Raw genomic sequence first — 14,197 nt, forward strand, 5'->3', positions numbered from 1 at the left:
GCACACCATGGCGCCGACAGCGGCCGACGGACGCCGGCCCCCGGCGGCCGTCCGCCTGTTCGGCCTATTCGACGCCGATGAGCAGCGGCGCGCTCTGCCGTCCCTCGTAGACCACCGTGTCCACGCCGAGGTGCCCCCGGCGGACCTGGGCCTCCAGGCGGGCGGCGAGCCCGGCGGGGGCGCCGGTGCCGATCACCAGGGTGACCAGTTCGCCGCCGGCGGAGAGCATCCGGGCCAGCACGTCGCCGGCGACATCGGCGAGGTCGGTGCCGATGACGGCGACGTCGCCGTCGATCAGGCCGAGCGCGTCCCCGGCCTGGCAGATGCCCGCGGTGGTCCAGGACTGCCGTTCCGCGACGGCCAGTTCGCCGAAGCGGGTGGCGCCGGCGGCGGCCGTCATGGCGACGACGTCCTCGTCGAAGCGGCGCTCGGCGGCGTGCACGGCGAGCGCCGCGATGCCCTGCACCGGGGAGCGGGTGGGGATGACGGCGACGCGCACGCCGCCGGCCCGGGCCTGTTCGGCCGCCGCGGCGGCGGCGTGCCACAGCGCGTCGTCGTTGGGCAGCAGGACGACCTCGCGGGCGCCGGTGCCGAGGATCGCGGCGGCCAGCTCGCCGCCGCCGGGCGGCTCCTCGGGGAGCACGGTGAGGGTGACGGCGCCGGCCTCCTCGCACAGCCCGGCCAGCCCGTCGCCCGGCAGGACCGAGACGATGACACGGCCGGCGCGGGGGGCGCGGGGCGGGCCCGTCGCGGCCAGGGCGGTGATACGGACCCGGTGCGGCCGGCCGGCCTCGATGCCCGCCTCGACGGCCGCTCCCGGTTCCGGGGGGTGCACGTGGACGTGCCACAGGCCGTCGCCGCCGACGACGACCAGCGAGTCGCCGAGCGCGTCCAGCCGCGCCCGCAGCGCGGCGACGGGGGCGTCGGGGGCGTCGAGCAGGTAGGTGACCTCGTAGGCGCCCGCCGCGTCGGCGGGCTCGTGACACTCCGCGCCCGCCGGGCCGCCGGCGCGCGGCGCGGTGGAGCGGCCCAGGCGCTCGCGCGGCGAGACGGCGGGGGCGCGGCCGGAGGGGGCCGCGCCGAGGGCGTCGGGGCGGGCGACCAGGCCGCTGCCGCCCGCGTCCCCCACGCCCGCCTCGGCGAGTGCGGCGAGCTGGGCCCGCGTCGCGGCCAGCGCCGTCCCGGCTCCGGCGCGGGCCGCCGCCGCGACGTCGGCGGTGTCGCCCCCGGCGCGCGCGGCCTGCCCGGCCGCCTCGGCGGCGGCCACGGCGACGGTGAGCATGGTGCCCTCGACGGGGTGGGCGACCGCCTCGTACCCGGCGGCGGCGGCGCGGCGCAGCGCGCGGGCCAGGGTGCCGGGGCCGGCCGGTTCGGGCTCGGCGGCGAGCACCCCGGCCATGCCGCGCAGGAGTTGGGCGAGGATCGTGCCGGAGTTGCCCCGGGCGCCGATGAGGGCGCCGTGCGCCATGGCGTGGGCCGCCTCGGCGAGGGTCGGGCGGGCCGGTTCGGCCGCCGCGACGGCCTGCGCGGCGGACTCGACGGTCAGGTAGAGGTTGGTGCCGGTGTCGCCGTCCGCGACGGGGAACACGTTGATCGCGTCGATGTCCTCGCGGGCCCGGCCCACGACGTCCAGGGCGATGCGGCACCAGCGCCGTACCGCTGCGGCGTCGAGCGGCTGCGGCACGTGGCGACCTCCTCGGCCCGGGGAAACGGCTGTCGGTGAACGGCTGTCGGTGAACGGCCGGGGGGCAGCTTAAGCCCCGGTCCGGCGCGGGAGCGATTTCGCCGATCGGGAAAGCGCGGGGTATGCTTCTCCGGTTGCCCGATGCCGCCGCCTTCAGTCGGCCACGCACCGGGCGGACCTCACCGGAGCCGAGGAGTTCCGGGATCCCCGCGTAAATTTCTGTCTTTGGAGTGACCCGTGGCTGCCAACTGCGACGTCTGCGGCAAGGGGCCGGGCTTCGGCAACAGCATCTCCCACTCGCACCGCCGGACCCCCCGCCGCTGGAACCCGAACATCCAGCGGGTGCGGGCCGTGGTGCAGGGGACGCCGAAGCGCCTCAACGTCTGCACCTCGTGCATCAAGGCGGGCAAGGTCACGCGCTGACGCGCCCGTGAGACCGCTGAGAAGCCGGTCCGTCGCTCACGACGGACCGGCTTTTCGCATGCCGTGGCCGTGGTCGACCGGCCCGATGCCCGCGCCCAGCGGGAAGCCCGCCGCGATGGCACCGGTGACGTACTCCTTGGCGGCGGCCACCGCGTCGGGCACCGCGTCGCCGTGGGCGAGCCGGGCGGCGATCGCGGAGGCGAGCGTGCATCCGGTGCCGTGGGTGTGGCGGTTGTCGTGGCGCGGGGCGCGCAGCCAGTGCTCGGCGGTGCCGTCGGTGAGCAGGTCGGTGGCCTCGCCCGGCAGATGACCGCCCTTGATCAGCGCCCAGCGCGGGCCGTGGGCGAGGATCGCCGCCGCCGCGCGGCGCATGTCGGTCTCCGTCGCGACCCGGACGCCGGTGATCTGCGCGACCTCGGGCAGGTTGGGGGTGGCGACGGTCGCGACCGGCAACAGGCGGGTACGCACGGCGTGCAGCGCGTCGGCGGCCAGCAGCGGGTCGCCGTGCTTGGAGACGCCGACCGGATCGACCACCACCGGGACACCGGTGCCGGCCAGCAGCCCGGCGACCAGCTCGACGATCTCCGCCGTGGCGAGCATGCCGGTCTTGACGGCCTGGACGCCGATGTCGTCGGCGACGGCGCGGAACTGCGCGGTGACGGCCTCGGCGGGCAGCTCCCAGGCGCCGCGGACGCCCAGGGAGTTCTGCGCGGTGACGGCGGTGATCACGCTCATGCCGTGGACGCCGAGCGCCAGCATGGTCTTGAGGTCGGCCTGGATGCCCGCGCCGCCGCCCGAGTCGGAGCCGGCGACGGTGAGCACGCGTGGAGGTGTCGGCATGGCCCCGACGGTACCTGCGGGCACGCGTCAGGCGCCGAAGTGGTCCCAGCCGCCCGCCTGGTCCCAGGCGGCGCCGTCCACGGTCACCGGCGGGGCGTTCCGGCCGCGCGCGGGCAGGGCCTGGCCGATCGTCCGCCAGCGGGCGGGCAGTTTGGTCTCGGGCGGAAATGTGGCGACGAGCGCGTGGTCCTCGCCGCCGGTGAGGACCCACTGGAGCGGGTCGACGCCGACGGCCTGCCCGATGTCCGACATCTGGGCGGGGACGTCCAGCGAGGCGGAGACGATGTCGACGCGCACCTTGCTGCTGAGCGCGATGTGCCCGAGGTCCGCGACGAGTCCGTCGCTGACGTCGGTCATGGCGGTGGCGCCGAGGGCGGCGGCGGCCGGGCCCGCGACGTAGGGCGGCTCGGGCCGGCGGTGGGCCTCGACGAACGCGCGGGGGGATCGGAAGCCGCGGGAGAGGACGGCGTGCCCGGCGGCCGACCAGCCCAGCCAGCCGGTGACGGCGACGATGTCCCCGGCTCTGGCGCCGGACCGGGTGACGGGCTCCCGGCCGCGCAGGTCGCCCAGGGCCGTGATGGAGACGGTGATGAGGTCGCCCCTGACCACGTCCCCGCCGGCCACTCCGGCGCCGGCGACGCGGCATTCGTCGCGGATGCCGTCCATCAGTTCCACGGGCCAGGTGACGGGGAGTTCGGCGGGGACCACGAGCCCGACGAGCACCGCCGTGGGCACGGCGCCCATCGCGGCGACGTCGGCGAGGTTCTGGGCGGCGGCCTTGCGGCCGACGTCGTACGCGGTGGACCAGTCGCGGCGGAAGTGCCGTCCCTCCAGCAGGATGTCGGTGGTGGCGACGACCCTGCGGTCCGGGGCCGCCACCACCGCCGCGTCGTCCCCCGGGCCCAGCCGCACCGCGGGCGTCCCGGTGATCCGGGACGTCAGCTCCCGGATCAGCCCGAACTCCCCGAGCTCCCCCACACTGCCCTTCACTCAGCTCTCCTCATGCTCGTCTCGCGGCCATCCGTCAACCTGCCGTGACCAGCGGCGGCCTGATGTCTCCCCGGTGCTGGTCATGACGCGCTACGGTAGCGCCCCCGTTCCTCGTAGCCGCTGTGGAGGACCCGTGGTACAGGCGTACATCCTGATCCAGACCGAGGTGGGCAGGGCGTCCACCGTGGCCGACGTCATCTCCAAGATCCCAGGTGTCCTCCAGGCCGAGGACGTCACGGGTCCCTATGACGTGATCGTGCGGGCGGAGGCCGGGAGCGTGGACGAGCTGGGGCGGCTGGTGGTCGCCGAGGTGCAGCGGGTGACCGGTATCACGCGCACGCTGACCTGCCCGGTCGTGCATCTGTAGCACCGCTTATGCTCGCTGGATGACCTTCAAGGCACTTCGGGCGCTGCCGCTGGTGTGCGCGGCGCTGGTGTCGGCGGCGTGCGCCTCGGGAGGGGACGGCCCCGAGGTGACGGAACCGACCCCCACCGGCGAGGCGGCGGACGCGTGCCGGGAGCTGGCGGGCGACCTGCCCGGACGCGTGGACGGCGAGGAACGCGTATCGGCCGCGGACGGGATGGAGTTCGCCGCGGTATGGGGGGACCCCGCGATCGTGCTGCGCTGCGGCGTCCCGCGCCCGGAGCTGCTGACCCCGGGCAGCGAGACCTACGATCCGACGGCCGACGCGGTGGAGGTGAACGGGGTGTCGTGGCTCCTGGAGGAGGAGTCCGGCGGCAAGCGGTTCACCACCACGGGACGCGAGGTGTTCGTCGAGATGACCGTGCCCGACGACTACGCCCCCGAGGTCGATCCGCTGCTCGACGTGGCCGAGGCGGTCGAGGCGCACATCCCGCCGGACCCGCTGTACGCGCGGTGACCGTCAGCGCAGCCCGGTCGGGCGGCGCAGCGCGGCCTGGATGAGGCGGTCCACCAGCTCGGGGTAGTCCACACCGCTGGCCTGCCACATCCGCGGGAACATCGAGATCGGTGTGAAGCCGGGCATGGTGTTGATCTCGTTGATGACGAACTCGCCGTTCTCCAGCAGGAAGAAGTCGGCGCGCACCAGGCCCTCGCAGGAGGCCGCGTCGAAGGCGCGCACGGCCAGCTCCCGGACCCGGGCCGTCTGCTCCTCGGTCAGGGGCGCCGGGACGATACCCTCGGCCGAGTCGATGTACTTGGCCTCGAAGTCGTAGAAGGCGTGGCTGGAGACGGCCGGGATCTCGGCCGGCACGCTGGCGCGGGGGCCGTCCTCGAACTCCAGCACGCCGCACTCGATCTCGCGCCCCCGCAGCAGCGACTCCACGATGACCTTGGGGTCGTGGCGGCGGGCCTCCGCCAGCGCGTCCTCCAGACCGGAGAGGTCGTCCACGCGGGAGATGCCGAAGGAGGAGCCGGCGCGGGCGGGCTTCACGAACAGCGGCCAGCCGTGCTCCGCCGCGAAGTCCACGACTCTCTTCCTGGCCGCCGACGGGTCGTTCTCCCACTCGCGGGGGCGGATCACGGTGTACGGGCCGACGGGCAGGCCGAAGGAGACGAAGACGCGCTTCATGTACTCCTTGTCCATGCCGATCGCCGAGGACAGCACGCCCGCCCCGACATACGGCACCCCGGACAGCTCCAGCAGCCCCTGGAGCGTGCCGTCCTCGCCGTACGGGCCGTGGAGCAGCGGGAAGACGACGTCGACCTCGCCGAGGTCCTTGGGCACCGAGCCGGGCTCGGCGTAGACCACCTCGCTGCGGCCCGCGTCGATGGGCAGCAGCACGCCGCCCGCGCCGGGCTCGGCGATCTGCTCGACGCTGGGCATCCGGCGTTCGCTGATCGCCATCCGGTCCGGATCGTCGGCGGTCAGGGCCCACCGTCCGTCGGCGGTGATGCCGATGGGCAGCACGTCGTAACGGGTGCGGTCGATGGCGCGCAGCACGGCTCCGGCGGTGACCACCGAGATGGCGTGCTCCGAGCTTCGGCCGCCGAAGACGACGGCGACGCGGGGCTTGGGGCTCTGGGAAGAGGGCTCGCTGCTCATAACGCTCTGAGGCTACCCAACGGGGTCGCCTCCGTCAGCGGTGTTCGGCCTTGGCGGTTCGCGACATCAGCTCTTCGACGGCCACCTGGGGGGCGGTACCGCGGTGCACGATGCCCACCACCGTCTCCGTCAGCGGCATGTCGACGCCATGACGGCGCGCCAGGTCGAGGACGGAACGGCAGGACTTGACGCCCTCGGCGGTCTGCCGGGTGACGGCGATGGTCTCCTCCAGCGTCATGCCGCGGCCGAGGTTGGTGCCAAAGGTGTGGTTGCGGGAGAGCGGCGAGGAGCAGGTGGCGATCAGGTCGCCCATGCCGGCGAGCCCGGCGAACGTCTGCGGGTCGGCGCCCATGGCGAGCCCCAGACGCGCGGTCTCGGCGAGGCCGCGGGTCATCAGCGACGCCTTGGTGTTGTCGCCCAGGCCCATGCCGTCGGCGATGCCGACGGCGAGCGCGATGACGTTCTTCACGGCGCCGCCCAGTTCGCAGCCGACCACGTCGGTGTTGGTGTACGGGCGGAAGTACGGCGTGTGGCAGGCGGCCTGGAGCCGTCGGGCCACCTCCTCGTCGCGGCAGGCGACGACGGAGGCGGCGGGCTGCCGTTCGGCGATCTCCCGGGCGAGGTTGGGTCCCGAGAGCACGGCCACCCGCTCCGGTCCCACGCCCGCGACCTCTTCGACGACCTCGCTCATCCGCTTCGCGGTGCCCAGTTCGACGCCCTTCATCAGGGAGACGAGGACGGTGTCGGGCGCCAGCAGGCCGGCCCAGGCGGCGAGGTTGCCGCGGAGCGTCTGCGACGGGACGGCGAGCACGGTGAACTCCGCGTCCCGTGCCGCCTCGGCGGGGTCGGGGGTGGCCCGCAGCCCCTTGGGCAGCTCGATGCCGGGCAGGGAGTCCGGGTTGACCCGGGCCGTGTTGACGGCCTCGGCCAGCTCGGGGCGGCGGCCCCACAGGGTCACCTCGCAGCCCGCGTCGGCGAGGACCATGGCGAACGCGGTCCCCCAGGAGCCGGTTCCGTAGACGGCGGCACGTGTCACTCCGCGTTCTCCTCCTCCGGGGCGGTCCGCCGGACGCGCCGCTCGGGCGTCGTCCGGCGGTGGGCATAGCGCTCCGCGGGCGGGGGCTCGTGGCGCACGTCGGCCAACAGTTCGGTGATGGCATCCATGATGCGGTCCGTCGCCTCGCGCAGCACCTCGGGGGTGGGCTGCCGGCCGTAGAACTCGCCCAGATCGACGGGCGGTCCCGCGACGACGACGAGCGTCTTGCGGGGGCGCAGCCGGAGTCGTCGCTCCGTGGCGTAGGGCGGCATCGCCTCGTGGGCGCCCCACTGGGCGACGGGGATGACGGGGGCCCGGGTGAGGAGCGCGACGCGGGCGGCGCCCGACTTGCCCTCCATGGGCCACAGCCGCGGGTCGCGGGTGAGCGTGCCCTCGGGGTAGAACGCGACGCATTCTCCCCGGTGCACGGCCTCCACGGCGGCGCGGAAGGCGTCGGCGGCGTCGAGGGTGTCCCGGTAGACGGGGATCTGGCCGGTGCCCCGCATGAATCGGCCGACGGCGCCGCGCTGGAAGAGGCTGACCTTGGCGAGGAATCGCGGCGGCCTGCCGGTGTTGTACTGGAAGTGCGCGTAGGAGAGCGGGTCGAGATAGGAGTTGTGATTCACCGCCGTGATGAATCCCCCCTCATCGGGAATATGCTCCATTCCCCGCCAGTCCCGGCTGAAGAGCAGCAACAGCGGCGGTTTTACCAGAATTGCGGCCAATCGGTACCAGAAGCCGATTCTGCGGCGAGACACTCGGTCACCCTCTCCTCTTGCGCTGCTCCGACGTGGCCCGGTGCGGACAGCCGGATCGCGCTCGCCCCGGGCCGGGGGCCGCCCAGCGAACCTCACCGTCACGGCGGGTCTGTTTGCACCCTAATGCGCACCGCTCGCGCGGGCACCGGAAGGCCGCCGCCGGGCGACCGCTCCCCACCGGCCGGGGACGATCAGGATGATCAGGACGAGGAGAATGGCAGGATGCGAGACACCCGATGGTCGCTGGTGGTGCCCCTGAAGCCGCTGGCGCTGGCCAAGAGCAGGCTCGCGCCCGTGGCCGGGGACACGCTGCGGCCCTCGCTCGCGCTGGCCTTCGCCGAGGACACGGTGGCCGCCGTCCTGGCGTGCGCGGCGGTACGGGACGTGGTGGTCGTCACGGACGATCCGCTGGCCGGGCGGTGCCTCGCGGCGCTGGGCGCCAGGATCGTGCCCGACGCCCCGGGCCGGGGACTCAACGCGGCGCTGACGTACGGTGCCGACGCCGTGCGGGACGCCGCCCCGGACGCGGCGGTGGCCGTGCTCAACGCCGATCTGCCCGCGCTGCGTCCGGCGGAACTCGCCCGCGTGCTCGCGGCGGCGGAGGGAGCCGCGCGGGCCTTCCTGGCCGACGCGGCGGGCATCGGCACCACGCTGTTGACGGCCGCGGCCGGGAAACCGCTGGGACCGCGCTTCGGCGGGCCGTCGCGGGAACGGCATCTGGCGTCCGGCGCGGTGGAACTGACGCTCGCCGGGGTGGACAGCGTGCGGCGCGACGTGGACACCGGGGCGGATCTGTGGGCGGCGCTGGCGCTGGGCGTCGGGCCGAGGACGGCCGCGGGCGCGCGGCGGCTTACAGCGTCTGCAGGGTCAGCAACGTGACGCGGCGCCGGTCGCCTTCCCCGGTCACCTCGATCCGCACGCGCTGGCCGGGGCGCAGCAGGAGCAGGCCGCCGGCGTCGAAGGCGTCGGCGCCGAACTCCAGCGGGGTGCCGTCGTCCAGCAGGACACTGCCGGAGCGGGTCTGCGGATCGTAGGTGTACGCGGTGGCCTGCATGCCCCGAGCGTAGCCGCCGGGCGCGAACGACAGCGGGCCGGGCTCCTGGGGAGGAGTCCGGCCCGCGGGGTGGCCCCGAGTGCTGACGGTGATCACTGGCGGCGTGCGGCGGCCTTCTTGGCGGTGGTGGTGCGGGCCGGCGCCCGCTTGGCCGGGGCGTTCTTCGCGGTGGCCTTCTTGGCCGGGGCCTTCTTGGCGGTGCTCTTCGCCGCGGTCTTCTTGGCGGTGGCCTTCTTCGCCGGGGCCTTCTTCGCGGTGGTCTTCTTGGCGGTCGTCTTCTTCGCCGCCGCCTTCTTGGTGGTGGCCTTCTTGGTGGTGGTGCCGCCCGAAAGGCTGCCCTTGGGGGCCTTCTTCACGGCGACGTCGTTCTTGGGGAGCTTCTTCGTTCCCGCGACCAGGTCCTTGAAGCCCTGTCCGGCGCGGAAGCGCGGCACGGACGTCTTCTTGACCCGGACGCGCTCGCCGGTCTGGGGGTTCCGCGCGTACCGCGCCGGACGGTCGACCTTCTCGAACGAGCCGAAGCCCGTCACCGAGACGCGCTCCCCGGCGACCACCGCGCGGATGATGGCGTCGAGCACGATATCCACCGCGTCGGCCGCCTGCTGACGGCCGCCGAGCTTGTCGGCAATCGCTTCTACGAGTTGCGCCTTGTTCACGTCTTCCCCTTCGCAGGCCTTGCTGGAACGAATGTGTTCAAGCTTTTTCGCACGTTAGGCAGATATATTCCGCAAATCAAACGCGAAACGGGCGAATCACCCTTGTGTCGCAACGAACTCGACCATCACGAAGTCCCGTCACGGCCGTCGCCGGGTACCCCCGACGGCAGCCGGCCCGCGTCAACGTCCTCCATCAGCCGGTCCAGACGGCGAGCGGCCCCGGGCAGGTCCTGCTTGGCGGCCGCGGTGATGATCAGCAGTTTCCGGGTGAGAGCCTGCCGTACGTCCTCAGGCACTTGCAGGGCCCGCACCGTGCGGTGCGCGTCCTTCAGTCGAGCGGCGACGCGGTCGTAGAGTTCGAGTTGACCGTCGCGTTCCATGCGGCCGATTGTGCCACCTTGGGCCTGTTATCGCCCCCTAAGCCCTCAACGCCCGTGTCGTGACGGCCTGTCAGAACAACGCCCCCGCCGGTCGGAACCGGCGGGGGCGTGTGGTGAGCGGGTGTCAGGCGCCTTGCGTGGTAAGAGGTTTCCAGTTGGGGCGGCCGCGCTCATAGACGGCGATCGCGTCCTCCTCGCGGAGCGTGATGCTGATGTCGTCCAGCCCTTCGAGCAGCCGCCAGCGGGCGTTCTCGTCGAGCTCGAAGGGGGCTTCGACCCCCTCGGCGCGCACCACCCGGCCGACGAGGTCGACCGTGACCTCGGCGGTGGGGTCGGCCTCGGTCAGCTCCCACAGCGCGTCCACGGTCGCCTGCGGCAGCACCACCGTCAGCAGGCCGTTCTTCAGCGAGTTGCCGCGGAAGATGTCGGCGAAGCGGGCCGAGATGACGGTTTTGAAGCCGTAGTTCTGGAGGGCCCACACCGCGTGCTCGCGGGAGGAGCCGGTGCCGAAGTCGGGGCCGGCGATCAGCACCGTGGCGCCCCGGCGCTCCGGCCGGTTCAGCACGAACTCCGGGTCCTTGCGCCACGCCTCGAACAGCCCGTCCTCGAAGCCGTCGCGGGTGACCTTCTTCAGCCAGTGCGCGGGGATGATCTGGTCGGTGTCGACGTTCCCCCGGCGCAGCGGGACGGCGCGGCCGGTGTGCGTGGTGAATGCTTCCATGACTCAGACCTCCACGGGGGTGGGGACGTCGGCCAGATCGGCCGGGGACGCGAGGTGGCCGGTGACGGCCGTGGCCGCGGCGACCTGCGGCGAGACCAGGTGAGTACGACCGCCCTTGCCCTGCCGGCCCTCGAAGTTGCGGTTGGAGGTCGAGGCGCAGCGCTCGCCCGGGGAGAGCTGGTCCGGGTTCATGCCCAGGCACATCGAACAGCCCGCGTGCCGCCACTCGGCGCCGGCAGCCGTGAACACCTTGTCCAGCCCCTCCTCGACGGCCTGGAGCGCGACCCGCACGGAGCCGGGCACGACGAGCATGCGCACGCCGTCGGCGATCCGGCGGCCCGCCAGGATCCCGGCGGCCGAGCGGAGGTCCTCGATGCGGCCGTTGGTGCAGGAGCCGACGAACACGGTGTCGACGGAGATGTCCCGCAGCTTCTGGCCGGCCGTCAGGCCCATGTACTCCAGCGCCTTCTCGGCCGCGAGGCGCTCGCTGGCGTCCTCGAACGAGGCCGGGTCGGGCACGGACGCGGACAGCGGCGCGCCCTGGCCGGGGTTGGTGCCCCAGGTGACGAACGGGGCCAGCTCCGCGGCGTCGATGACGACCTCGTGGTCGAAGACGGCGTCGTCGTCCGTGCGCAGCGTCCGCCAGTACTCCACGGCGGCGTCCCAGTCGGTGCCCCGGGGCGCGTGGTCGCGGCCCCGCAGGTAGGCGAAGGTGGTCTCGTCGGGGGCGATCATCCCGGCCCGGGCGCCCGCCTCGATCGACATGTTGCAGATGGTCATCCGGGCCTCCATCGAGAGCTTCTCGATGGCCTCGCCGCGGTACTCGATGACATAGCCCTGGCCGCCGCCGGTGCCGATCCTGGCGATGATCGCCAGGATCAGGTCCTTCGCGGTGACGCCCTCGGGCAGCTCGCCCAGGACCGTGACGGCCATGGTCCGGAACGGGGCCATGGGCAGGGTCTGGGTGGCCAGCACGTGCTCGACCTGGCTGGTGCCGATGCCGAACGCGAGGGCGCCGAAGGCGCCGTGGGTCGAGGTGTGGCTGTCCCCGCACACCACCGTCATACCCGGCTGCGTCAGCCCGAGCTGCGGCCCGACGACGTGCACGACGCCCTGCTCGGCGTCGCCCAGCGGGTGCAGCCGGACGCCGAACTCCGCGCAGTTCTTCCGGAGCGTCTCCAACTGCGTGCGGGAGACGGGGTCCGCGATCGGCTTGTCGATGTCGAGGGTGGGGGTGTTGTGATCCTCGGTGGCGATGGTGAGGTCCGTGCGCCGCACCCGCCGCCCGCTCTTGCGGAGTCCGTCGAACGCCTGCGGGCTGGTCACCTCGTGCAGCAGGTGGAGGTCGATGTAGAGCAGATCGGGCTCGCCCTCCGCCCGCCGGACGACATGATCGTCCCAGACCTTCTCCGCCAGTGTCCGTCCCATCGCTTTTCCCTTCGGCTGTGCCGCTGGTCGGTGAGGGGGTCGCCGTCCGTTCCCCTCGCGCCGGACGGTGACCGTGCGGCGCGTGGTGACGCGGTCCGCGGAACCAGCGTGGCGCTTTCCCCGCGAAATTGAACTTGCGTTTCACACTGTGAGACGCGAATATCGTTGCATGGACAACTCTAGCGGCGACTCCAGCGGTGTGGGCGTGCTCGACAAAGCCGCCCTCGTGCTGGGAGCCCTGGAGTCCGGACCGGCCACGCTAGCGGGCCTGGTCGGGGCGACGGGGCTGGCCAGACCCACGGCGCACCGGATGGCCGTGGCCCTCGAATACCACCGGCTGCTGGCGCGCGACATGCAGGGCCGGTTCATCCTGGGGCCGCGCCTGGCCGAGCTGGCCGCCGCCGCGGGCGAGGACCGGCTGCTCGCCGCGGCCGGACCGGTGCTCACCCACCTCCGCGACGTGACCGGCGAGAGCGCGCAGCTCTACCGGCGCCAGGGCGACATGCGGATCTGCGTGGCCGCCGCGGAGCGCCTCTCCGGGCTGCGGGACACCGTGCCCGTGGGCTCCACGCTGCCGATGAAGGCCGGCTCGGCGGCGCAGATCCTGCTCGCCTGGGAGGAGCCCGAGCGCCTGCACCACGGCCTCCAGGGAGCCCGCTTCACCGCGACCGCGCTCTCCGGCGTCCGGCGCCGGGGCTGGGCCCAGTCCATCGGCGAGCGCGAGCCGGGGGTCGCCTCCGTCTCGGCGCCCGTGCGCGGCCCGTCCAACCGCGTGGTGGCCGCCGTGTCCGTCTCCGGACCGATCGAGCGGCTGACCCGGCACCCGGGGCGGATGCACGCCCAGGCGCTGCTGGACGCGGCGGGCCGGCTGACCGAGGCGCTCAGGCGCAACGGCGGCTGATCACCGCTCCCCCACCGCGGACAGCCGCTCCGCGGCCGTCTCGCCGCGCGGCCCGACCGGCACCACCCCGGTCGCCGCCCCCAGGCCGAACGGCGGCATGTCCACGTACATCTCCTCGTGCGCGCCCGCGGGCACCACATAGGTCTCGTGCCAGATGCCGACCCGGCCCCGGGCGGCACGCGCCCGGCGGTTGAACGCGGCCCACGCCGGCCGGTGCTCCCGGTCCGGCGCCGACGCGTACGCCAGCAGCTTCTCCTCGGACGACCAGTACTGCACGACGTAGAACAGCCGGGGGCCGCCCAGCAGCAGCCGGTAGCCGAGCAGGCCGCTCTCCGGGTCCCGCGACAGCTCCTTCAGCATCCGGGGCATCGCCGTGAACACCGGCCACCAGCTCCGCGGATGCCGGAAGTCGTTGATCCGCATGCCGATCAGGAAGACCGTCACCCCGTCGTCCGTCCCCGCCGTCATGCGCCCCTCGATGATCCCGCGTCCCATCACAGACCTCCCCGCTCGCCGCCCACCCCTCGGTGGATCGCCAGATTGGATAGCTCGGCTATCCATGATTGGATAGTGCCACTCTCCGAACGGGAACACAAGGGGTGAGCACGAGTCGATGCGGTTGGCGGAGCTGAGCGAGCGCAGCGGGGTCTCCATCACGACGATCAAGTACTACCTGCGGGAGGGCCTGCTGCCGCCCGGCGAGCGCGTGAGCGCCACCCAGGCCGAGTACGACGAGGAGCACCTGCGCAGGCTCCGCCTGGCGCGGGCGCTGGTGCAGGTGGGCCGGGTGCCGGTGGCCACCGCGCGGAAGGTCCTGGCCGCGGTCGAGGACGAGTCGGTGGACCAGCTCACCCGGCTCGGCACGGCGGTCTCCGCCCTCCCCCACGGCCCGGCGCCGTCCGGCGCGGACGGCGCCGTGGACGCCGCCCGGCGCACCGCCGAGGAGGTGCAGCGCCGGCTCGGCTGGCGGCCCGTGCCGGGGAACCCGGCGCACGGCATGCTGGTCTCCGCCCTCGCCACGCTGATCCGCCTGGGATACCCATGCGACGTGGACCAACTCCTGCCGTACGGACGGGCCGCCGCCGCCATCGCGGGCCACGAGATCGCGCTCATCGAGGAGTTCGGGGCGCCGACGACGCAGTTGGAGGCGGCCGTCGCGCTCACCGTGCTGTACGAGCCGGTGCTGCTGAGCCTGCGGCGCCTGGCCCAGGCCGAGGAGGCGACCCGGCGCTTCGGCACCCAGACATGAGACCGCCTCCGGACGCGGCCCGGAACGCGAGAAGGCCCTCCGCCACCGGC

Annotated in this window: 18 protein-coding genes; 6 read left to right on the top strand and 12 right to left on the bottom strand. The window is 73.6% G+C overall.

Features of this window, described 5'->3' with window-relative positions; all coding sequences use genetic code 11:
• Positions 1-64: 64 nt before the first annotated feature.
• Positions 65-1,684, bottom strand: coding sequence for a DAK2 domain-containing protein (locus tag BN2279_RS20510; protein ID WP_059011745.1), 1,620 nt, complete (start codon positions 1,682-1,684; stop codon positions 65-67).
• Positions 1,685-1,921: 237 nt separating this feature from the next.
• Between BN2279_RS20510 and rpmB the strand changes: the two genes are divergently transcribed.
• Positions 1,922-2,107 carry a 50S ribosomal protein L28 gene (gene rpmB, locus BN2279_RS20515; protein ID WP_059011746.1) on the top strand — a complete coding sequence of 62 codons (186 nt, stop codon included), beginning with the start codon at positions 1,922-1,924 and terminating at the stop codon, positions 2,105-2,107.
• Positions 2,108-2,143: 36 nt separating this feature from the next.
• Here the strand turns inward: rpmB and thiD are convergent, their stop codons facing one another.
• Together thiD and BN2279_RS20525 are read right to left on the bottom strand one after the other, a co-directional pair.
• The gene (gene thiD, locus BN2279_RS20520; RefSeq protein WP_059011748.1) at positions 2,144-2,947 is read right to left on the bottom strand and encodes a bifunctional hydroxymethylpyrimidine kinase/phosphomethylpyrimidine kinase; all 804 of its coding nucleotides are present in this window, start codon (positions 2,945-2,947) and stop codon (positions 2,144-2,146) included.
• A gap of 27 nt (positions 2,948-2,974) precedes the next feature.
• Complete coding sequence (locus BN2279_RS20525) at positions 2,975-3,937, bottom strand: thiamine-phosphate kinase (protein ID WP_059011749.1); 963 nt, start codon at positions 3,935-3,937, stop codon at positions 2,975-2,977.
• Between the two features lie 133 nt (positions 3,938-4,070).
• Between BN2279_RS20525 and BN2279_RS20530 the strand changes: the two genes are divergently transcribed.
• Together BN2279_RS20530 and BN2279_RS20535 are read left to right on the top strand one after the other, a co-directional pair.
• On the top strand, positions 4,071-4,304 hold the full coding sequence (locus BN2279_RS20530) for an Lrp/AsnC family transcriptional regulator (RefSeq protein ID WP_059011751.1): 234 nt from the start codon (positions 4,071-4,073) through the stop codon (positions 4,302-4,304).
• A gap of 19 nt (positions 4,305-4,323) precedes the next feature.
• Positions 4,324-4,818: a DUF3515 domain-containing protein gene (locus tag BN2279_RS20535; protein WP_059011754.1), complete on the top strand. Its 495-nt coding sequence runs from the start codon at positions 4,324-4,326 to the stop codon at positions 4,816-4,818.
• 3 nt (positions 4,819-4,821) lie between these two features.
• On the opposite strand, the gene BN2279_RS20540 is transcribed toward BN2279_RS20535, so the two are convergent.
• From BN2279_RS20540 to BN2279_RS20550, 3 genes are read right to left on the bottom strand one after another with little or no spacing between them, the layout of a single operon-like run.
• Positions 4,822-5,964 carry a D-alanine--D-alanine ligase family protein gene (locus tag BN2279_RS20540; RefSeq protein ID WP_059011756.1) on the bottom strand — a complete coding sequence of 381 codons (1,143 nt, stop codon included), beginning with the start codon at positions 5,962-5,964 and terminating at the stop codon, positions 4,822-4,824.
• A gap of 34 nt (positions 5,965-5,998) precedes the next feature.
• The gene (locus tag BN2279_RS20545; protein WP_079032339.1) at positions 5,999-7,000 is read right to left on the bottom strand and encodes an NAD(P)H-dependent glycerol-3-phosphate dehydrogenase; all 1,002 of its coding nucleotides are present in this window, start codon (positions 6,998-7,000) and stop codon (positions 5,999-6,001) included.
• The gene (locus tag BN2279_RS20550; protein ID WP_059011758.1) at positions 6,997-7,758 is read right to left on the bottom strand and encodes a lysophospholipid acyltransferase family protein; all 762 of its coding nucleotides are present in this window, start codon (positions 7,756-7,758) and stop codon (positions 6,997-6,999) included. The genes BN2279_RS20545 and BN2279_RS20550 overlap by 4 nt, the downstream gene beginning before the upstream one ends.
• Positions 7,759-7,980: 222 nt before the next feature.
• Here BN2279_RS20550 and cofC point away from each other — a divergent pair, with 222 nt between their 5' ends.
• The gene (cofC, locus tag BN2279_RS20555; protein ID WP_059011760.1) at positions 7,981-8,637 is read left to right on the top strand and encodes a 2-phospho-L-lactate guanylyltransferase; all 657 of its coding nucleotides are present in this window, start codon (positions 7,981-7,983) and stop codon (positions 8,635-8,637) included.
• Here cofC and BN2279_RS20560 read toward each other — a convergent pair.
• The 5 genes from BN2279_RS20560 to leuC form a co-directional block, all read right to left on the bottom strand.
• Positions 8,609-8,812, bottom strand: coding sequence for a hypothetical protein (locus BN2279_RS20560; protein ID WP_059012610.1), 204 nt, complete (start codon positions 8,810-8,812; stop codon positions 8,609-8,611). The genes cofC and BN2279_RS20560 overlap by 29 nt on opposite strands.
• Positions 8,813-8,904: 92 nt before the next feature.
• Positions 8,905-9,468 (bottom strand): HU family DNA-binding protein, encoded by a 564-nt coding sequence (locus tag BN2279_RS20565; RefSeq protein ID WP_059011762.1) that lies wholly within the window; start codon positions 9,466-9,468, stop codon positions 8,905-8,907.
• A 125-nt stretch (positions 9,469-9,593) separates the two neighbouring features.
• Complete coding sequence (locus BN2279_RS20570) at positions 9,594-9,848, bottom strand: SCO5555 family protein (RefSeq protein WP_059011764.1); 255 nt, start codon at positions 9,846-9,848, stop codon at positions 9,594-9,596.
• Positions 9,849-9,972: 124 nt separating this feature from the next.
• Positions 9,973-10,569 carry a 3-isopropylmalate dehydratase small subunit gene (leuD, locus tag BN2279_RS20575; protein WP_059011767.1) on the bottom strand — a complete coding sequence of 199 codons (597 nt, stop codon included), beginning with the start codon at positions 10,567-10,569 and terminating at the stop codon, positions 9,973-9,975.
• Between the two features lie 3 nt (positions 10,570-10,572).
• Positions 10,573-11,997, bottom strand: coding sequence for a 3-isopropylmalate dehydratase large subunit (gene leuC / locus BN2279_RS20580; RefSeq protein WP_059011769.1), 1,425 nt, complete (start codon positions 11,995-11,997; stop codon positions 10,573-10,575).
• Between the two features lie 169 nt (positions 11,998-12,166).
• Between leuC and BN2279_RS20585 the strand changes: the two genes are divergently transcribed.
• The gene (locus tag BN2279_RS20585; RefSeq protein ID WP_059011771.1) at positions 12,167-12,898 is read left to right on the top strand and encodes an IclR family transcriptional regulator; all 732 of its coding nucleotides are present in this window, start codon (positions 12,167-12,169) and stop codon (positions 12,896-12,898) included.
• Here BN2279_RS20585 and BN2279_RS20590 read toward each other — a convergent pair whose 3' ends face one another.
• A complete protein-coding gene (locus BN2279_RS20590) occupies positions 12,899-13,393 on the bottom strand; it encodes a DUF4188 domain-containing protein (RefSeq protein WP_104531077.1) in 495 nt (164 codons plus the stop codon). It lies immediately after the preceding gene.
• Positions 13,394-13,511: 118 nt separating this feature from the next.
• Here BN2279_RS20590 and BN2279_RS20595 point away from each other — a divergent pair, with 118 nt between their 5' ends.
• Positions 13,512-14,147: a MerR family transcriptional regulator gene (locus BN2279_RS20595; RefSeq protein ID WP_059011773.1), complete on the top strand. Its 636-nt coding sequence runs from the start codon at positions 13,512-13,514 to the stop codon at positions 14,145-14,147.
• The last annotated feature ends 50 nt before the right edge of the window (positions 14,148-14,197 follow it).

The sequence above is a fragment of the Streptomyces specialis genome, assembly GCF_001493375.1.
Lineage (GTDB): Bacteria > Actinomycetota > Actinomycetes > Streptomycetales > Streptomycetaceae > Streptomyces > Streptomyces specialis.

Coding starts and splice junctions, on each gene's coding strand:
- BN2279_RS20540 (WP_059011756.1), bottom strand. CDS start 5,964: ATGAGCAGCGAGCCCTCTTCCCAGAGCCCCAAGCCCCGCGTCGCCGTC.
- leuC (WP_059011769.1), bottom strand. CDS start 11,997: ATGGGACGGACACTGGCGGAGAAGGTCTGGGACGATCATGTCGTCCGG.
- BN2279_RS20535 (WP_059011754.1), top strand. CDS start 4,324: ATGACCTTCAAGGCACTTCGGGCGCTGCCGCTGGTGTGCGCGGCGCTG.
- BN2279_RS20560 (WP_059012610.1), bottom strand. CDS start 8,812: ATGCAGGCCACCGCGTACACCTACGATCCGCAGACCCGCTCCGGCAGT.
- thiD (WP_059011748.1), bottom strand. CDS start 2,947: ATGCCGACACCTCCACGCGTGCTCACCGTCGCCGGCTCCGACTCGGGC.
- leuD (WP_059011767.1), bottom strand. CDS start 10,569: ATGGAAGCATTCACCACGCACACCGGCCGCGCCGTCCCGCTGCGCCGG.
- BN2279_RS20585 (WP_059011771.1), top strand. CDS start 12,167: ATGGACAACTCTAGCGGCGACTCCAGCGGTGTGGGCGTGCTCGACAAA.
- cofC (WP_059011760.1), top strand. CDS start 7,981: ATGCGAGACACCCGATGGTCGCTGGTGGTGCCCCTGAAGCCGCTGGCG.
- BN2279_RS20590 (WP_104531077.1), bottom strand. CDS start 13,393: ATGGGACGCGGGATCATCGAGGGGCGCATGACGGCGGGGACGGACGAC.
- BN2279_RS20595 (WP_059011773.1), top strand. CDS start 13,512: ATGCGGTTGGCGGAGCTGAGCGAGCGCAGCGGGGTCTCCATCACGACG.
- BN2279_RS20570 (WP_059011764.1), bottom strand. CDS start 9,848: ATGGAACGCGACGGTCAACTCGAACTCTACGACCGCGTCGCCGCTCGA.